General features: G+C 44.3%; 14 protein-coding genes and 2 pseudogenes. 8 read left to right on the top strand and 8 right to left on the bottom strand.

Annotation, left to right across the window (positions count from 1 at the left end; translation table 11 throughout):
- Positions 1-74 precede the first annotated feature (74 nt).
- A complete protein-coding gene (cysQ, locus tag C5471_RS03665; RefSeq protein WP_133814253.1) occupies positions 75-818 on the top strand; it encodes a 3'(2'),5'-bisphosphate nucleotidase CysQ in 744 nt (247 codons plus the stop codon).
- A gap of 4 nt (positions 819-822) precedes the next feature.
- Here the strand turns inward: cysQ and C5471_RS25215 are convergent.
- The 5 genes and pseudogenes from C5471_RS25215 to C5471_RS03645 all read right to left on the bottom strand — a co-directional run.
- A pseudogene (locus C5471_RS25215) lies at positions 823-1010 on the bottom strand (IS982 family transposase); the annotation flags it as partial.
- Between the two features lie 43 nt (positions 1011-1053).
- The gene (gene fecA, locus C5471_RS03660) at positions 1054-3414 is read right to left on the bottom strand and encodes a TonB-dependent Fe(3+) dicitrate receptor FecA (RefSeq protein WP_133813851.1); all 2361 of its coding nucleotides are present in this window, start codon (positions 3412-3414) and stop codon (positions 1054-1056) included.
- A gap of 98 nt (positions 3415-3512) precedes the next feature.
- Positions 3513-4463, bottom strand: coding sequence for a ferric citrate uptake sigma factor regulator FecR (gene fecR, locus C5471_RS03655; RefSeq protein WP_133813850.1), 951 nt, complete (start codon positions 4461-4463; stop codon positions 3513-3515).
- A gap of 1 nt (position 4464) precedes the next feature.
- Positions 4465-4986: a ferric citrate uptake sigma factor FecI gene (gene fecI / locus C5471_RS03650; protein ID WP_133813849.1), complete on the bottom strand. Its 522-nt coding sequence runs from the start codon at positions 4984-4986 to the stop codon at positions 4465-4467.
- A gap of 273 nt (positions 4987-5259) precedes the next feature.
- Positions 5260-5814 carry a YtfJ family protein gene (locus C5471_RS03645; RefSeq protein WP_133813848.1) on the bottom strand — a complete coding sequence of 185 codons (555 nt, stop codon included), beginning with the start codon at positions 5812-5814 and terminating at the stop codon, positions 5260-5262.
- 288 nt (positions 5815-6102) lie between these two features.
- Here C5471_RS03645 and C5471_RS03640 point away from each other — a divergent pair, with 288 nt between their 5' ends.
- Entirely contained in the window at positions 6103-6309 is a 207-nt protein-coding gene (locus C5471_RS03640) for a DUF1107 domain-containing protein (RefSeq protein WP_011148633.1), read from the top strand.
- A 98-nt stretch (positions 6310-6407) separates the two neighbouring features.
- Here C5471_RS03640 and paeA read toward each other — a convergent pair whose 3' ends face one another.
- Positions 6408-7739, bottom strand: a complete 1332-nt coding sequence (gene paeA, locus C5471_RS03635) for a polyamine export protein PaeA (protein WP_133813847.1) — start codon at positions 7737-7739, stop codon at positions 6408-6410.
- A gap of 155 nt (positions 7740-7894) precedes the next feature.
- A complete protein-coding gene (msrA, locus tag C5471_RS03630) occupies positions 7895-8542 on the bottom strand; it encodes a peptide-methionine (S)-S-oxide reductase MsrA (protein WP_133813846.1) in 648 nt (215 codons plus the stop codon).
- A gap of 117 nt (positions 8543-8659) precedes the next feature.
- Between msrA and tamA the strand changes: the two genes are divergently transcribed.
- Genes tamA through C5471_RS03615 form a run of 3 tightly spaced genes read left to right on the top strand, consistent with a single transcriptional unit; the run spans position 8660 to position 14522 of the window.
- Positions 8660-10402, top strand: coding sequence for an autotransporter assembly complex protein TamA (gene tamA, locus C5471_RS03625; protein WP_133813845.1), 1743 nt, complete (start codon positions 8660-8662; stop codon positions 10400-10402).
- Complete coding sequence (gene tamB / locus C5471_RS03620) at positions 10399-14172, top strand: autotransporter assembly complex protein TamB (RefSeq protein WP_133813844.1); 3774 nt, start codon at positions 10399-10401, stop codon at positions 14170-14172. The genes tamA and tamB overlap by 4 nt, the downstream gene beginning before the upstream one ends.
- Before the next feature lie 2 nt (positions 14173-14174).
- On the top strand, positions 14175-14522 hold the full coding sequence (locus C5471_RS03615; protein WP_133813843.1) for a gamma-glutamylcyclotransferase family protein: 348 nt from the start codon (positions 14175-14177) through the stop codon (positions 14520-14522).
- 93 nt (positions 14523-14615) lie between these two features.
- Here the strand turns inward: C5471_RS03615 and ppa are convergent, their stop codons facing one another.
- Positions 14616-15146, bottom strand: a complete 531-nt coding sequence (gene ppa / locus C5471_RS03610) for an inorganic diphosphatase (RefSeq protein ID WP_133813842.1) — start codon at positions 15144-15146, stop codon at positions 14616-14618.
- Positions 15147-15453: 307 nt separating this feature from the next.
- Here ppa and C5471_RS24170 point away from each other — a divergent pair.
- The 3 genes and pseudogenes from C5471_RS24170 to C5471_RS03590 form a co-directional block, all read left to right on the top strand.
- Positions 15454-15860, top strand: a pseudogene (locus C5471_RS24170) (transposase family protein); the annotation flags it as partial.
- A gap of 135 nt (positions 15861-15995) precedes the next feature.
- A complete protein-coding gene (locus C5471_RS03595; protein WP_133813840.1) occupies positions 15996-16955 on the top strand; it encodes an HD domain-containing protein in 960 nt (319 codons plus the stop codon).
- A 15-nt stretch (positions 16956-16970) separates the two neighbouring features.
- On the top strand, positions 16971-18167 hold the full coding sequence (locus tag C5471_RS03590; RefSeq protein WP_133813839.1) for a cytochrome P450: 1197 nt from the start codon (positions 16971-16973) through the stop codon (positions 18165-18167).
- Positions 18168-18286: the final 119 nt, after the last annotated feature.

Here is an 18286-nt window from a genome sequence, read left to right as displayed (position 1 = left end):
TTACAATTCCGGCAGAAGATCGATTGATAATATAGTCTAAAATGATAACAGATAACTCACTGTAGAGGTGTATGATGCTAGAACAAGTCTGCCAACTGGCCCGGGAAGCTGGCGTGGCTATTATGACAGTTTATCAGGATGGACATCCCCTGAAAGTTGATCATAAACAGGATGATTCACCGATTACTATTGCTGATATTGCGGCTCATAAAATAATTAAAGCCGGATTGTCCCGTATCGCACCGGAAATTCCATTGTTGTCGGAAGAAGAGCCGCCAGCCTGGGAGGAGAGGCGTGATTGGAAGCGCTATTGGTTAGTTGATCCGCTGGATGGAACCAAGGAATTTATTAATCGTAACGGTGAATTCACGGTTAATATCGCTCTGATTGATAAGGGCATTCCTGTGATGGGGGTGGTGTACGCTCCTGTACAGGATACGCTTTATTTCGGGCAGGGACGGCAGGCATGGAAAAAAACCTGTAGTGGTCAATGCTTGCCGATTAAAATTCGTGATGCTAATCCCCCAATGGTGGTAGTCAGCCGCTCTCATATGGATACAGAATTGGAGGATTATCTCAATCAGTTAGGTGAACATCAGACGGTTTCTGTGGGTTCTTCATTAAAGTTCTGCCTGGTGGCCGAAGGAAAAGCGCAACTTTATCCCCGTTTTGGACCAACTAATATCTGGGATACCGCAGCAGGCCATGCTGTGGCAATGGCGGCCGGTGCTCATGTAACCAACTGGAAAGGCCAGACTCTGGATTATACGCCTCGCGAATCATTCCTGAATCCAGGATTTAGAGTAACAATCTTTTAATAAATTAATGTCGGCTTTGCTTAAGAGCAGCAATTTCAGAGTCACGTAAATTCAAGCTCGGCTTTTTTGGTTGGAAGGTATAAACAATTAATCCCGACACAATCTCTAACAAAAAGCCGAGTATACTACGGTGCTTTGCGTGTTCATCTGGGAAATATTTTTAAGTTGGTCAACCGCTTTTTCTATCAGAAATAGTAAAGCCGGGCAATGGCCCGGCGAAAGGGTTAATGCAGCATCAGAACTTCAGCGAGCCTTGCATATAGAATGTGCGCGGCTGCCCGGCGTAGATGCCTTTATTATTATCATCATAAGAACGGGTGTAATACTCGTGGTCGAAAACGTTTTTCACCCCAAAGGCTAGAGTCAGATTGGCCATTTGTGGACCGAAGTCATACGCCATGCGCGTATCCCACAGCATAAAGCCCGGAATGCGGCCAGTGCTGCCATCGGCGCTTTCCTGTATGGTGTTAGCGTTATCAGCAAACTGGTTGGACTGGAATTCGCTGTTGAGGTTGAAGGTCCAGTTGCCAGGTTTGTAATCCATACCAAGTGTACCTTTATGCTTCGGTGAGAATGGCACTTGATTCCCGTAGGTATCGCCTTTTTCACGAATTTCCGCGTTCACATACGTGTAGTTGGCGTAAACCGAAATGTTCTCCAATTTAGACGTAAGCTCGGAAAGATTGTAACGTGCCTGAGTTTCTAGCCCTGTGTGCCGGGTTTTCCCTCGTGCCGTAACAGTATCGTTGGTCTGGTTGGAGTCGTACTGATTGTTGAAGTTAATCAGGAACAGCCCCATTTCCGCAGTCAGAGCGCCGTCGTCGTAGCGGGTTCCGACTTCCCAGGTTCGCGCTTTTTCCGGTTCTACATTGCCGCTCCGCACAGCCTTACCAATCTGGCTGTACTGTACGGTACCGAATGAGCTTTCCGTATTGGCATAAAGATTCCAGCTATCAGTAACGTGATAAAGAACGTTGAGTGCAGGCAGCGGCGCATTGTAGCTTACTTCTTGGCGGGTGCCTTTCAGGTTGTTGTTTTGGATGGATTTGATATGTTCGAATCGTATCCCTGGGGTGATGGTCCAGTTGCCGATATCAATGCGGTCGTCAATGTACCAGGCATGAGCCTCGGTACCAGAGCGGGTATTACGGTCATAAGGGCTCGACGTGCTGGGTAATTCGTCGCTGCTGGTGGCGGTATAGTAACGCATTTCGTGACTGGCTTCATTCACGTAACGGTAGCCAATTCCGACTTCATGGGCTGAAGGCCCTAAATTGAAGAGCTGGCTATAGCGCGGTTCGATGCTGCGCACCCAGTATTCCCGTGGGGAAAGGGTAATGCGTTTGCCCTGCTCAAGATAACCGCTGCGTAAGGTATGGGTATATACGCTCTGAATATTGAATTTGTGCTGCTGGTCGGGCTGATACTGATAGCTAAGGCTTGCGAGCTGACGGCGGCCCCAGAAGCGATCATATGGGCGAGTGGATTGCCAGCGATTGGCATCGTAATCGGCGCGTGAAAGACCTCCTGGCATATCCGCACTGCCATCATAATATTGCAGCAGGCTGTTGAAGGTGTGCACTTCATTGGGGGCATAGCGGTTTTTGAGCATCACGTCGTCAATGTGCGTGGCGCTGTGCTCGCGCCAGTCGCTGCCGCGTGTACCGGAGTAGAGGAGCGCCGTGCCGAAACCGTTATCTGTTGTACCTCCAATCATCAGATTATGGGTTTCTTTTGGATTATTTTGTGAAGATGTGGGGCTAAGTTGACCTTCCACGTTTGCCTCAATGCCAAAATCCTGTGGGATAGCACGAGTCACGAAATTCACCACACCACCTACGCTTTGTGGCCCGTAACGCACAGCGCCGCCGCCGCGTACTACGTCTACTGCGTCCATGTTGCCGAGAGAGACTGGCGCCAACGATAGCTGTGGCTGGCCGTAGGGTGCGAAGGGGACCGGAATGCCATCCATCAGAACCGTAGAGCGGCTGGCAAGACGCGGGTTCAGGCCACGAATGCCGAAGTTCATCGCCAGGTCGTGGCTGCCGGTACCGTTGTTTTCCGGTGCGCTGACGCCAGGAATGCGGTTTAGCACTTCACGCATTGTTGTTGCGCCTGTTTTGGCAAAATCTTCACGGCGGATAACATCGCGTGCGCCTGCATGTTCAAACACGTCAGTTTCACGAGCACTGCCCAGCCAGTCGCCTATCACGGTCATCGAGTCTTTCTGCGTGACAGAAGCGGGTTCGAGTGTGAACGTATTATCACCCAACGTTTTCGTCTGTAAATCAGTACCGATTAGTAAGGTGTTCAGTCCATCGGTGATGGAATAATCACCGTGTAGGCCGCTACTCTGTTTGCCGCGCGTTAAGCTGGCATCTACCGAAAGGGTAATACCCGCGCGGGTGGAGTACTGATTGAGAACTTTATCCAGTTCGCCTGCATTAATGTCATAGTGTGCGCTAGCTGGTGCCACAGAAGCATACGCGATCCCCGAGGTTAGGCAAGCCCCCGGTAACAGGCTTAAATGAATCGCCATTACCAGCGGTGTTGTTTTGTGAAGCGCGCGCAGTGACCGTGCACGTAAAAGTGTCATAACGTCTCCATAATCATTTTGTTGCTGTATTCACTTATAAGTCGAATGAAGAGGTAAAAAGGGACAATCGAAAATGATTATTTTTATGTTAATGATTTTTATGCGGGCAGAACATTCACCCAGTAGCGGGTAATGTATTGAATCTTAACGGGAAGTGTTTTTTCTATAACGGTTAATACCGTATCGGTATTTTTTATCGGGAAAGTGCCGGTTAACCGTAGTGAGGCGACAGTTGGGTCGCAGCGTAATACGCCGTTGCGATAGCGGGCGAGGGTCGCGATCACTTCACTCAGTGGTCTGTCGCTGAAGCTTAATATACCTTGCGTCCACGCGTTGTCTTCGGCGATTGCTGTTGTCAGTTCGCTAAAATCGGTAGCGTTGAATCTTAAGCTTTCACCCCGACGTACAATACATTTGCGGTCAGCGCCAGCCAGTGTCACTTCTACGGCATGTTGCTGCACGCTAACCAGCGTGGTGTTGTCTTCCTGACGAACCGTAAATTGGGTACCCAACGCAGTCAGTTGTGCTTGGCGGGTTTGTACGCGCAATAACTTTGTTCCAGCCCCGTGCCCGGTGGTGATGGCAATTTCGCCATACCAGAGATGCACCAGACGTTGCTGAGGGTCAAAACGGACATCCACTGCGCTGTCAGTATTGAGTGTAAGCAGTGTGCCATCGCTCAGTTGATACTGCTGAATGTCCCCTTTAGCAGTACGGTAACCAGCTCGCAGACCCTCTCCTGTTTCTGAATGCCACAGTTGCCAGATACCGCCAACCCCTAGTAGCAACAGCACGCTTTTCATCATTCTGCGGCGTGACAGGTGTGTTTCCTGAAGTGTGCGGCTTGCCACATTGCCTGGCACTACAAGCATCTGGTTACGCAGATTTTCCACCTGTTGCCACGCCCACTGATTATCCTGATGCTGTTCGTACCAACGCTGCCATTTTTCGGTTTGCCGTGGGCTTGCTTGATCGCTACTCAGTACTGCATACCAGTGTGATGCTGATTTTAGGGCCTGGAGACGAGAATTGGTCAATGTGGTATTCATATCAGAGTCCATGCTCCAGGCGAAACAGCAAGCAATGCTCGGTGGCTTTGGCCATATATTTTTTCACGGAACTGACAGACACATTAAGACGTGAAGCGATATCGCTGTAGGTCAGACTTTCAAGCTGAGACAGTAAAAACGTTTGGCGAATTTTGCTGCTCAGGCCATCGATCATCTGGTCGATTTGTTGGAGCGTCTCAAGTTGGCACTGACGAATTTCTGGCGAGGGTATAAGCGCCTCGGGCTGTTGCGCAAGCAGTTCCAGATAGGCTTTTTCCAGAGCGTTGCGGCGAAACAGATCGATCATTACCCTTTTGGCAATAGTGCAGAGGAAGGATTTTGGGTCGCGAATTGTCTGTAGCGAATCACTGGTTATCACGCGGAGGAAGGTATCCTGCGCTACGTCGTCGGCGTCAAAGGACGATTGCAGTTTGCACGTGAGCCAGTTTTTTAGCCAGCCGTGATGCGCGCCGTAAAACGATTCAAGCGTCAGCTCCGCAGAAACAACAATGTAGTCAGACATAGCTTTATAATATCAAAAGTTAATAATCACGGTATCATCTTAATGTGAGAATGGTAATCATTACAATTGTTCCTGAAGGTTTTTATTTCATGTTAACGTGATGTCGAGTAGGTGTGGTCGCAAGATTTGTCGCAAACCGAGCTTGAATTTACGTGATCTTGAAATTGCTGCTCTTAAGCAAAAGCTGACGTTAAATAAGTTGCTTTTCAGTAGGGTGGTGGTGATAAGGGCAAATCGAAATATATCCGCAAGTCGTTATCACCACTGATGTTTTTACTGTAATTCTTTACGAACTAATTCAATTACCTGTTTGATTTCGTTGCTGTTTAGCTTACCTTCTTTGGCAAACTTCGCTACGCCATTTTTATCCAGGACAACAATGGCAGAATTTTTGGGTTCCAACTGCCAGGTTTTCTTGACTACACCATTGCTGTCAGCGATAAACTGGGACCAAGGAAACTCTTTTTTGCTGTCTTCAATATTGCTGCGGACAAATGGCCCGGTACCAAATATGGCATCATTAACATTGATGATGGTGGTTGTTTGGTATTTTTCTTTTGAAAAATCAGCACGTTTTATTTCTTCTATCAGCGGAGCATTCAGTTCTTTTGCTGCACTACGACCTGCAATATGTTGTATGACTCTCACTTTTCCGATCAGTTTTCCACTATCCCAATTTTGGTAGCTAAACTTATTATTGTTGAGTAACAACTCACCTTTATCAGAAACACTGACCGCAGGAACCTTTTGTTCCAGGTTAATGTTGTGAGCGAATGCCAGAGCAGGAGAACAGAGTAGCGCAGCATATAACATAAAATTTTTGATCATAATTTTTCCTTTGTAAGTGAATGTGACGATGCACGGGCCTTTAGCATAGCGGTTATCAGTTGATTTATCTCTTTAAAGAAGATCAATTTTTTAACATTAAGTAAGGGATAAATTTACATAATTATGCATATCTAAATATCTGTCATTTTATGTAAAGTTAGTACATAAAACTGAAAATGGGGGGAACAAAATCCGATAAATTAAGTCTACTATTCTACATAACGGTGTGGTGCATGGAGCTGGTTCACCAAACGTAACCGTAAGAAGCATAGGAGGAAAAAAGCAGAGATGAAAATTTTTCACCGATATAACCCACTGAAAATTGCTCTCTACGTTAAAACTTTATTCCGTGGACGTTTATACATTAAAGATATGGGGGCTTTTGAATTCGACTGCGGCAAAATTTTACCGCCGAAGGTAAGAGACAAACGCCATTTTAGTGTGATGAGTGAAGTTAATCAGCAGGTGCTACGTTTGCAGGCCGAAATAGGATAGATAACGAGAATAGCCGCGAGTAGCATACTGAATAATCTGCGCCACAATAAGTGGCGCATAACACAGAATATTAAACGGCCTCAGTTCAAAGGCCGTTTTTATTTATCATCACTGATGGTTGGGTTGTGAGCGGGAGCTGTGGTGGGGGTGTCAGTGATTTTTGTGACTAATAGCTGATCGATTTTGTAGTTATCAATATCGACAACTTCGAACTTATAACCCGCAAACTTGACCGAGTCAGTACGTTTTGGAATTTTCCGCAATCGGAACATCATAAAGCCTGCAATGGTTTCGTAGTTACTGGAATCAGGAAAATCATCAATATCCAGTACCCGCTGTACATCATCAATCGGTGTTCCGCCTTCAACCAGCCATGAATTTTCGTCCCGGACGACGATCTGCTCTTCTTGTCCTTGATCAACCAAATCACCCATCAGGGTAGTCATCACATCATTGAGGGTAATCACCCCCATGACCAGCGCATATTCATTCAGGATAATAGCGAAATCTTCACCGGCAGCTTTAAAACTTTCCAGAGCATCTGAAAGCGTTAAAGTATCTGGAATGATCAACGCGTTGCGGATCTGGACACCTTTATTGAAGTTCAGGCTCTGACCACTCAGGACTTGGTTAAGTAGGTCTTTGGAATCCACATAACCGATAACATGATCAATATCGCCGTCACATATCAGATATTTGGAGTGTGGTTGGGTGGAAACCTGTTGTTTGATACTTTCTTCACTTTCATGCTTATCGAAGTAGACGACGCTTTCCCGTGAGGTCATGGCAGAAGGAACGGTACGGGATTCGAGTTCGAACACGTTTTCAATCAGTTCATGCTCTTGTTTACGTAGGATCCCCGCAACAGCGCCTGCTTCCACAACCGCGAAAATATCATCAGATGTGATGTCTTCATTACGTGCCATCGGAATTTTAAAGATCTTAAAGATAAGATCAGCCAGTCCATTAAATAACCAGACTAACGGACGGGAAATTGCCAGACAGAAACGCATTGGATTAACGATTTTCACCGCGACAGCTTCTGGTTTGATCATACCGATACGCTTTGGTGTCAAGTCAGCAAGCAAAATAAATGTACTGGTCACAATGATAAATGAACAGATAAAGCCGAGTTGTTCTGCCCATTCGGGCCGCATAAATTGAATGAAAAAAGCTTTCAGTGAAGGAGAAAATGCCGATTCACCAACAATACCAGCCAAAATGGCCACCGCATTCAGGCCGATTTGCACAACGGTAAAAAACATTCCCGGAGATTCTTGTAATTTGAGGACATGAGCTGCGTTGACATTACCTTCATCTGCCATCAGCTTTAATTTGATTCGCCTTGAGGCGGCCAGAGAGATTTCCGATAACGAAAAAAAAGCGCTGATCGCGCACAGTAAAAGCACCACTAAGAGACTATTTAGCATAAGGCATCCGTGTTTTACCTCCGGCGATAGGATTGGTTATGGTTGAAAGATCACCGGAGGAAACAATAAAAATTATGTAAAATAAAAAGTTGCAATAGATACTTAGAAAGCTATTGATTAGTGTGATAATTATAACATCAGTTTAGGTGAGCTGGCTAGTTTTTGCTCATTTGTGGTAGGCAAATGCCAATACCGCCTAACCCGCAGTATCCCTCAGGATTTTTAAACAGATATTGCTGGTGATAATCTTCCGCAAAATAGAATGGCCCTGCTTCTGTGATCTCGGTTGTAACAGGCCGGTTATCTCCTTGTTGTTGCATGGCTTTTTGGAAGCGTTCGCGGCTGGCTAATGCCAGTTCATGTTGCTGAGGTGATACAGTATAAATCGCGGAACGATACTGAGTGCCAATATCCCCTCCCTGACGCATTCCTTGAGCCGGGTCGTGGTTTTCCCAGAAAAGTTTTAACAGGTTTTCGTAACTATTTTTTACCGGATCATAAACAATTCTGACAACCTCGGCGTGACCGGTCAGACCGCTACAGATTTCTTCATAAGTTGGATTTTGTGTTGTACCGCCGCTATAACCCGCAGAGGTTGTGTAAATATCAGGTTGTTGCCAGAACAGCCGTTCTGCACCCCAGAAGCATCCCATACCAAAATAGGCAACTTCCATATTTTCTGGAACAGGTTCTATCGTATGATTGGTGACAGTATGTTCAGATGAAACTTTAAGTGATTCTATTCTGCCCGGTAATATGCGTTGAGGATCAAGAGATTGGATCTCATTAGCTGAAGTTGGCACAATATTCCCTCCTGTAATTATTAAGTTTTCAGATATTAATAGATTGTATATATTATAAACTTTAATCAAAATAAATTTTATTATAGTTAAATTGTTCCGATCAGGTTAGGAGTTCGCGTGTCGAGATACCCCATTTTATGTCTTCTTTGTGTGTCTATCGTAACGCCTATCGCTCATAGTGCTAGTCTTCGCCTGAAAATAGAAGGATTAACTGGCAGTTTGGAAAAAAATGCCCGAGTTCATCTTTCCACTATCAGTACTGACGAGGTTGCAGCAGATGGGCGTTTCCGCGCTCGTGTAGATAAAGCGATTCGTGAAGGCCTGCGTCCGCTTGGTTATTATGAACCCATTATCGAATTTACCTATCAGGAAAATAACCCCCCCGCTCGTTCGGTATTAACAGCAAAAGTCACGGTCGGGGAACCTGTACGGATTGCCGGTGTTAATGTTGTTTTGGACGGTGGGGCTAAGACAGATGGAGATTATGCCAAACTGGTTAAAAGCAAAAGCCCAAAAAAAGGGACAATTCTTAATCATGGTGGCTATGAAAGCTTTAAAGGCTCTCTGACTGGGCTTGCTATTAGAAAAGGTTATTTTGACGCCGTAATGAAAAAGAGCCAATTGGGTGTTGCTAAAGAGCGGCATGAGGCATTTTGGGATTTTAATTTTAACAGCGGTGAGCGTTATCACTTTGGTCAGATACATTATCGTGGTTCACAAATTCGTGAAGATTATCTGAGTCACTTGGTGCCGTTTAAAGAAGGGGATTTTTATACCTCCGAACAATTGGCGGAATTGAATCGGCGGCTGGCAGAAACCGGCTGGTTTAATTCAGCACTGGTGACACCTGATTTTAAGGCTGCCAGAAAAAGTGGTAATAAGACTCTCCCTCTTGAGGCGGTATTAACACCACGTTCCAAAAACTATGTTGAACTGGGTGGGGGTTATGGAACAGATGTTGGGCCACGGGTAAAAGCTAAGTGGACAAAACCGTGGCTAAATTCTCGTGGACACAGCCTTGGCACGAGTATCAACCTTTCTGCACCTGAACAGGTGATTGATGCTACCTATAAAATGCCGCTGAAAGCGAATCCGCTGGAGCAATATTATGCGTTGCAGACCGGCTATAAACGTAAGGATGTCAACGATACCGTATCAGATACCGCAACGGTGAACCTTTCCCGTAACTGGGATCTTTCAACTGGTTGGCAATATGGGATTAATATGCGCTGGAGTCTCAGCCACTTTACGCAAGCTAATGTCACCAATACGGCTATGTTGTTGTATCCGGGAGTGAACGTTAGTCGTATCCGCCAACGTGGGGGTACGATGCCTTATTGGGGCGATAGCCAGCGTTATTCCATTGATATTTCTGATACCCTTTGGGGTTCTGATGTGGATTTCCTGGTATTACAGGCGCAAAACGTTTGGATCAGAACTTATTGGGATAACCACCGTTTTGTTGCCCGGGGTAATTTGGGTTGGATAGAAACCAATGAGTTCCAGAAAGTCCCTCCTGATTTACGTTTCTTTGCTGGTGGTGATCGCAGTGTCCGTGGTTACCAATATCAGAAAATTTCCCCTAAAGACAATGACGGAAAATTGACCGGGGCATCTATGCTGATCGTGGGTTCGCTTGAGTATCAATATAACGTAACGGGTGATTGGTGGGGTGCTGTTTTTGTCGATACCGGTGAAGCAGTCAATGATGTTAGAAGGAGCAATTTTAAAACCGGCGCAGGTGTCGGTGTGCGTTGGGCCTCTCCTGTCGGACCCATTAAGTTTGACCTTGCCAGGCCAATAGGGGATTCAGAATCCCGTAATATCCAGTTTTACATCGGGTTAGGATCTGAATTATGAGATGGATTAAGAAGGTCAGTATTGCTTTTTTGCTGATTATTACTCTGTTGGTTATTGCTGTTGCCGGATTGGTAGGAACGCAATCTGGTTTGCATACGATGATTAACAGTGCCGTCCGTTGGGTTCCGGGGCTGGATATAGCCGGTGTTAGTGGTGGCTGGCGTGATTTGACTTTGAGAGGTGTCAGGTATCAGATGCCCGGTGTTGATGTTAATGTGAATCAACTCCACCTTTCTTTACGTCTTTCTTGCCTGAAAGATAGTCAATTATGTATTAATGCATTGACGACAGAAGGCGTAAAAGTCGCGATTAACACCAAACAATTGCCACTTGCGGGAGAGCCGTCGCCAGAATCAGCCCCTCTGACTGAACTAAAGACTCCATATCCGATTTCACTTAACTTGCTATCCATTAAAAATGCTGCGGTCACCATAGATGATAGGGTGTTTGACCTTGATGAATTCAGGACCGCAGCTGAGTGGCAGCAAAAGGCATTAATTCTTAAGTCAACGAAAATCAATGGATTGCGGGTAGGATTACCAAAGACGACTTCTGAACAATTGAAAACAGCGGAAGCAGCAGAAAAAGCAAAACGGGAAATTGAACCAGAAAAGTCGTTGGGAGAAATCCTGAAAGCACTATTCTCTCCGCCGCTATTGGCAAGGTTACCGGAAGTGCCTATTCCACTGGATATTACGGTTGAAGAGATCAGTGGTAAGCAATTACGGCTGACTGGTGATACCAATATCACAATCAATGAGTTATTACTGCAAATTAGTAATCAGGGGCAGCAGATTCAGCTTAATAAATTGAATGTAAAGGCACTGGAAGGTTCTTTAGCCGTTCATGGTTCCGCGACTTTGGCGCAGCAATGGCCGGTGAAGCTGTCAATAAAAGGTGAGATAGATCAGCAAGAGATTCAAGGGCAAAAAGTTGACTTGAAGCTTAATGGAGCTTTGCTGGAGCAACTCAACTTAATTCTGAATTTGTCTGGCCCTGTCAAAGCTAAAATTGATGCCCAGGTGGAACTGGCTAAGGCAGGTTTGCCCGTGCGTATGACGCTTGAAAGCCAGCAACTGAGTTGGCCTTTGGCGGGGGAGCCTGAATATCAGCTTGATAATGTAAAAATGCGCCTGAATGGTAAAACGAGTGGTTATGATTTGTCATTGCGTTCGGGTATTAAAGGTAATGAAATTCCACCGGCATTATTGGTGTTGGATGCTAAAGGTAATGAAGAACGCTTTAAGTTGACCCGCCTACGTTTGTCTGCTTTGCAGGGAAGGACTGAACTGGTCGGTGTGGCAGATTGGAGTAAGGCGGTAAGTTGGAATGCGGTGTTGACACTCTCTGGAATCAATACTGCTAAACAGTGGCCGGAATGGCCAGCCGAAATAGATGGAAAAATAGTGACTCGTGGCAGTTTGCACGGTGGTAGCTGGCAGCTCCGAATCCCGGAAATCACACTTGATGGTAATGTAAAACAGAACTTGATAAAAGCCAGGGGTAAGATTTCGGGTAATGCGGCTGGTCAGTGGAATATTCCTCAATTTGAGCTGGCCTTAGGGCGTAATAAAATCAATCTCCAGGGACAGTTGTTCAAACAGTGGCAACTTGATGGCGATATCAGAGCACCTAGGCTGGATGGCTTATTACCAGGACTTGGTGGTGTCGTTAATGGGACGCTGAAACTGCGTGGTAATATGCAAGCGCCTCAAATTCTGGCTGATCTGAATGCTAATGGGTTGAAATGGCAGGATTTGCGCATTGATAGTGTGAATGTGAAGGGAGATGTACGTTCTGCTGCACAGATCCAAGGCGATCTTGCTATCAAAATCGGTCAGTTGAAACAGGCTGATTTAATCGTTCGTAGTTTGACGCTGAATGCTAATGGCAATGAGAAACAACATAATTTGCAACTGAAGGTCGATGGTGAGCCGGTTGCCGGTCAACTTGCGCTTAATGGTAGTTTTGATCGCAAGCAACAACGATGGAAAGGCAGTATTAATAATACCCGTTTTGATACTCCGGTTGGCGAATGGCGTTTAACCAAAGCTATTACTATTGATTATCTCAATCAGCAGCAGAAAGTCACTGTAGGTACTCATTGTTGGTTGAATCCACATGCGCAGCTCTGCGTACCGAAACCCATTGAAGCGGGTGCCAGCGGTAGTGCATCTATTGTTCTTGATCGTTTTGATCTTGCTATGATTCAACCATTACTGGGGCCTGAAACACATTTGAAAGGGGTATTCAGTGGTAATGCGGATGTTAAGTGGAGTGCTGGAGGTGGATTGCCTCAGGCCAACGTTAATTTGCGTGGTGAGGCAGTGCAGGTTAAGCAAGTAATTGATGGCATCGCATTACCTGTAGATTTTCAAACCCTGACACTCAATGCAGGCTTGAAGAACGGAGCAGCAGAGCTGAATTGGCTGTTTAAAATTATGGGAAATGGTCAGTTTAACGGTGCGGTACAGGTTGCTGATCTTGAAGGGCGTCGCAAACTATCGGGCAATATTGGTATTCAGGATATTTCACTGGCGTTGATCAAACCGATTCTTGGAAAAGGTGATAAGGCAGAAGGTCATTTGAATGCTGACCTGCGCCTGGGCGGAAATGCCAAAAATCCATTATTGTTTGGTCGGTTGAGCCTGAGCACACTGCAAGCTTCGGGTCATTGGATTCCATTTGATATTATTCAAGGGCAACTTGGTGTAGATTTTGATGGAATACGTTCTGATCTTGAGGGGGTTATCAAAACGCCGAAGGGGCAGCTTAACCTGAATGGTGATGCTGACTGGCGTAATTTGGATGCGTGGCATGCAAGAATTGCCGCTAACGGTGATAAGTTGAGGGTAACTTTTCCACCAATGGTGAAAATTGATGTCAGCCCTGTTTTGGTATTTGAGGCTTCTCCTCAGTTGCTGAAATTGGATGGTAATGTTGATATTCCCTGGGCGAGTATTACAGTTAAAGAACTACCTGAATCGGCTGTTGAGGCATCATCGGATGAGATTATGTTGGGTGAGAATCTTCAGCCGTTAGACGTGAAAAAAGCGTCAATCCCGATTCAAAGTAACTTGATGATTCATATAGGAGATGATGTTCGACTCAGTGCATTTGGCCTCACAGCGAAACTTAGAGGCGCTCTGAAAGCTGTTCAGGGTGAACAGGGCCTGGGTTTGAATGGACAAGTTGATATTCTTGATGGCCGTTTCCATGCCTATGGACAAGATCTGATTGTCCGTAAAGGGATGATTGTGTTTTCAGGTCCATCGGATCAACCATTGCTTAATATTGAGGCTATCCGTAACCCAGAATCAACGGATGGTCGTGTTATTGCTGGGGTGAGAGTTACCGGTTTGGCGGATCAGCCAAAAGTGGAAATTTTCTCAGAACCTGCCAAATCACAACAGGAAGCGCTTTCTTACCTGTTGCGTGGTGAAGGGTTGGAGAGCAGTGACTCAGACAACTCCCAGATGGCGGCAATGTTGATAGGTTTGGGGGTTGCGCAGAGTAGTCAGTTGGTAGGTAAAATCGGTGAAATATTTGGTGTTTCCGATTTAGCACTGGATACTCAAGGAGTTGGTGATAAATCACAGGTAGTTGTTAGCGGAAAGATCACAAAAGATCTGCAAGTTAAGTATGGTGTTGGTATATTTGATTCACTGGCAACATTAACCTTACGCTATAGGTTAATGCCTAGATTGTATCTGGAAGCAGTGTCTGGTATTGATCAGACATTGGATTTGCTCTATCAGTTTGAGTTTTGAAAATGCGAATTATTGTTTATGGCAGCTTACGGCGCAAACAAGGCAATCATCACTGGATGACTGATGCTCAATGGTTAGGGGATCATAAGCTGGAAGGCTATGAGTTATACGACCTTGGGCATTATCCTGCGGTAATCCGTGGTGACGGGAGTATTGAATGTGAGATATATCGCATCAATTCTACTATCCTGACAGAGTTAGATGATTTGAAAGATAATTCTCGTGAGTATGTAAGGGAGTTGATTCAGACACCGTATGGCAGTGCATGGATATATCTTTATCAGTTTCCGGTAACCGGTTTACGGCGGATAAAAAGCGGTGACTGGCTGAAACGCCACGAAAAAGAGTAAAGTGGAGTTCCCTTTTTAAGGGATTGTGATATCAAAAACCCCCTGTCAGAAATGTCTTGGCGGGGGTTTTTTAATTATGCAGACAGAGAAAAATTATTTTTTAGCGGCACGTTCGAAAGAGGAGATAATTTCTGCTTTAGCTGCTTCGACATTATCCCAACCATCAACTTTAACCCACTTGCCTTTTTCCAGATCTTTGTAATGCTCAAAGAAGTGGGTAATCTGGGCACGCAGCAATTCTGGAAGGTCGTTCACATCTTTAATGTGATCATATTCTTTGGTCAATTTGCTGTGTGGAACCGCGACCAGTTTTGCATCTTCACCTGATTCATCAGTCATTTTCAGAACGCCAACTGGACGGCAACGGATCACAGCACCGGGTTGCAATGGGTATGGCGTTGGAACCAGAACATCAACCGGGTCACCATCCAGAGACAGAGTATTGTTGATGTAACCATAGTTGCATGGATAGAACATGGCGGTAGACATAAAACGGTCTACAAACAGCGCACCGGATTCTTTATCAACTTCATATTTAATGGGATCTGCGTTGGCAGGGATCTCAATAATGACATAGATGTCTTCAGGCAGTTCTTTTCCTGCCGGTACTAAGTTCAGGCTCATGAAAGTTTCCTTTGTGTCAAACTAAAATGTGGGAGCTATTATAGCCAAAACATGTTTAAAGTACTCTCCATTTTTCTGGCTTAAAGTTGCTTTAGTACTGGAGCAGTTAAGGTGGCGAATTTCCAGTTCTTGAGCCATCAGGACAACAGATTTTTCCGCTTTCTGGCAGTAAGGCAACGGTTCTACGTTTAAACTCGGGAATATATTCTTGTCTTGTCATAACAACCTTATCTTTGTTTATTAATTTGAAAATAAGGTGAGCATTAAATATCAAGGGCGGAGTAAGTGGGGAATTATCCGCTCTAGAAAATATTATATGATTGATGCCAGCCATATCAAAGTTCACCTTCATGCGGCAGGCGCTAAAGGAGGTAATCAGGATATGGGACGTATAAAAGGGGACTCAACACTAAGATACATTTGGACGTGGATGCGCATGGTATGCCGCTCAGAATTCTTGTTACAAGTGGTACTACAGCTGATTGTTCGCAAGCTGGCGACATGGGATTAAGATACAAATTTCTTGTCGAAAAAATCGTAATATAGAGCGGGAATATGATCGTGAGCTCTATCATCTTCGACATCATGGTTAAAAGTGCCTTCCCTTATCTTAAACGCTGGCGTGGTATAGCGACCCGATATGTGAAAAATAGTGTCTCATTTTTTGCCGCAGTTCAGATCCGTTACCCTGCACTTTGGCTGAAAATCTCATGATGACACTATGTGGTTAGGATTAATCACAATTAAGTATCTATAAATGCACATTATATTCACACTGATTTTACATTGTGATTCTCATTTGTTAGCATAGGTGATAATTTTTAGGATGATTCATTTTAGGGTACATGGATGCTGGTACTGGATAAGGCTGTTCGAGAAAGAAATATTGAGAAATTATTAGAAATTGAAGAGCGTATTTCAAAGAGTTGGTATTATAGCTCGCTGACAGGAAAAACCCAGTTTATCCCGTACCATTTCAGAAGTGCAGCACACTATACACGGATGAAACATACTAATGATGTAATTAGTTGTATTCGTCTGTTTGGTAGTGGACTTAATGAATTTGAGCTTGGTCTTTGCCGTATTGCTGGAATGCTTCATGATATTGGCCATCCTCCTTTTGGACATTCAGGCGAGCGGGTATTGAATGAGCTAATGGCTGAATATGGGGGATTTGAAAGTAATGCACAAAGTGTCAGAATCGCCTATCAACATCTTGAACTCCCAAATCTAATTTCCTCGCTTTGTATTAAATACAATCATGTAATCCCAATATGCACATGTTCTCAAAATGCCCCATTAATCAAAGGGATTTACGAATCAGAAAATTTTCTTCTGACGTTATCAAGGAATTATGATCTGGAGGAGCTAAAAGCTGTCGTGAATTACGCCGATGAGATCTCGTACACTATCAGTGACATAAAAGATATGGTTACTGAGAGAGGAAGTATGACCCTTTTGGAGTCATATCGAAAGACAGACTATTTGGATGTGTGCAAAGTCATCATCGAAATGATAAATCAGAGTACCACTCAGATAGCCTCCACAATACTTACCCAATTTTTCCTCAACTCTAAAGGTCATATTAACCTCAGTACTTTCCAAGATTTCACCCGCTGTGCAGCAGTAATTAGCAAGCAATTCTTAATCGAACACGAATACGCAATGAAAGAAGATGAGTATTCAAGGCAAATACTCTCTTGTTTATTTGAATCATTGATGCAGAGACGACAAGAAAGTGAATTGGTCCGGAATATCGTTGATTTGATTTCATCGTTAACTGAGCAACAAACACTAACATACTACTAAAAGGGAGAGTAATAAATGGAGCAGTTCAGCGTGTATGGAGATACATACCTTAACGACAGATACTCAGTATATGAGCGTTTGAGAAATGAGGCTCCGGCATATTTTTCTAAGGAAATGAATTCATGGTTTATCACTCGATACGAGGATGTATCAAGCTTATTACGTTCAAACGATTTGATTACTAGCCATCTTATTCAGGAAAAATTAGATAACCTCAAAGAAGGTGAAAGTGAACACTTTAAAGAAATTATCGACATCATTTCAACTTGGATGATTTACAACGATAGACCAGTTCACACACGCCTTAGAAAGTTCATGAACCAGGCATTTATGAGAAAAGAGCTTGAAATTATCAAGCCTGAAATTGCTAAGATTACACATACACTGATCCAAAAAATTACAGATAGTGGTTGCACAGAAATTGACTTTGTAGAGGAAATTGCACACCCATTACCTGCGATGATTTTGTGCAAAATGTTAGGTCTAGATGAAAGCGAGGTAGGAAAGTTCATCAAATGGTCGGATGATATTGCTGATTTTATGCAAAATTTTGTGGTATCAAACGTACCAGACAAAGGAGTTTCAGATATTACTAAAAAGAGCATGAGAGAGATGTTTGATTTTCTGTTTGAAACCATTAAATCTCGTCGCAATATACCTCGAAATGATCTCATCAGTCGCTTGGCTAATTCTGAGAAATTTGAAGACGGAGCGATGTTAGGTGATGCAGAAATAGCGGCTCAAACTGTTCATCTGATTTTCGGTGGACATAAAATTCCGCAATTTATGCTAACAAATATGTTGCATTGCCTGATTACTCATCCTGAACAGATGGAAGCACTTAAACAAGATAGCTCACTACTTGATAATGCACTCATGGAATCAATGCGTTTTGAGGGGCCAATTCAATATGTCACTCGTCATGCAGCCAAGGATATCGTACTGCACGGAGAAACTATAAAAAAATACGACTCGGTTTATCTGTTTTTAGGGGCCGCAAACCGCGATCCGCGAGCTTTCCAATATCCTGACATGTTTAATATTCAAAGAGAAGAGAAATTAAATCATGTTGCGTTTGGTGGTGGGTATCATGCGTGTATTGGTGCTGCGTTTGTACAAATGGAGCTCAATGTGATATTAGAAGGGTTGTTTGGTGCCTTTAAAGATATTCAATCTAACTACAATATTCAAAGCCCTGATTGGTTAGGGTGAGATCGCGAACGTTATTTAATCAAAATCGTTCAGTTTGACCCACGGAGCTACTTATGATCTCATACTCCTTTTTTCAGGAGTGCCCCCATGAATATCGACGCTTTTTCTCAGTATTTCGG

This window comes from Photorhabdus tasmaniensis, assembly GCF_011189505.1.
In the GTDB taxonomy this organism is placed as follows: domain Bacteria; phylum Pseudomonadota; class Gammaproteobacteria; order Enterobacterales; family Enterobacteriaceae; genus Photorhabdus; species Photorhabdus tasmaniensis.
The sequence above is the reverse complement of the archived record's forward strand: the minus strand, read 5'-3'. Positions and strand labels throughout refer to the sequence as shown.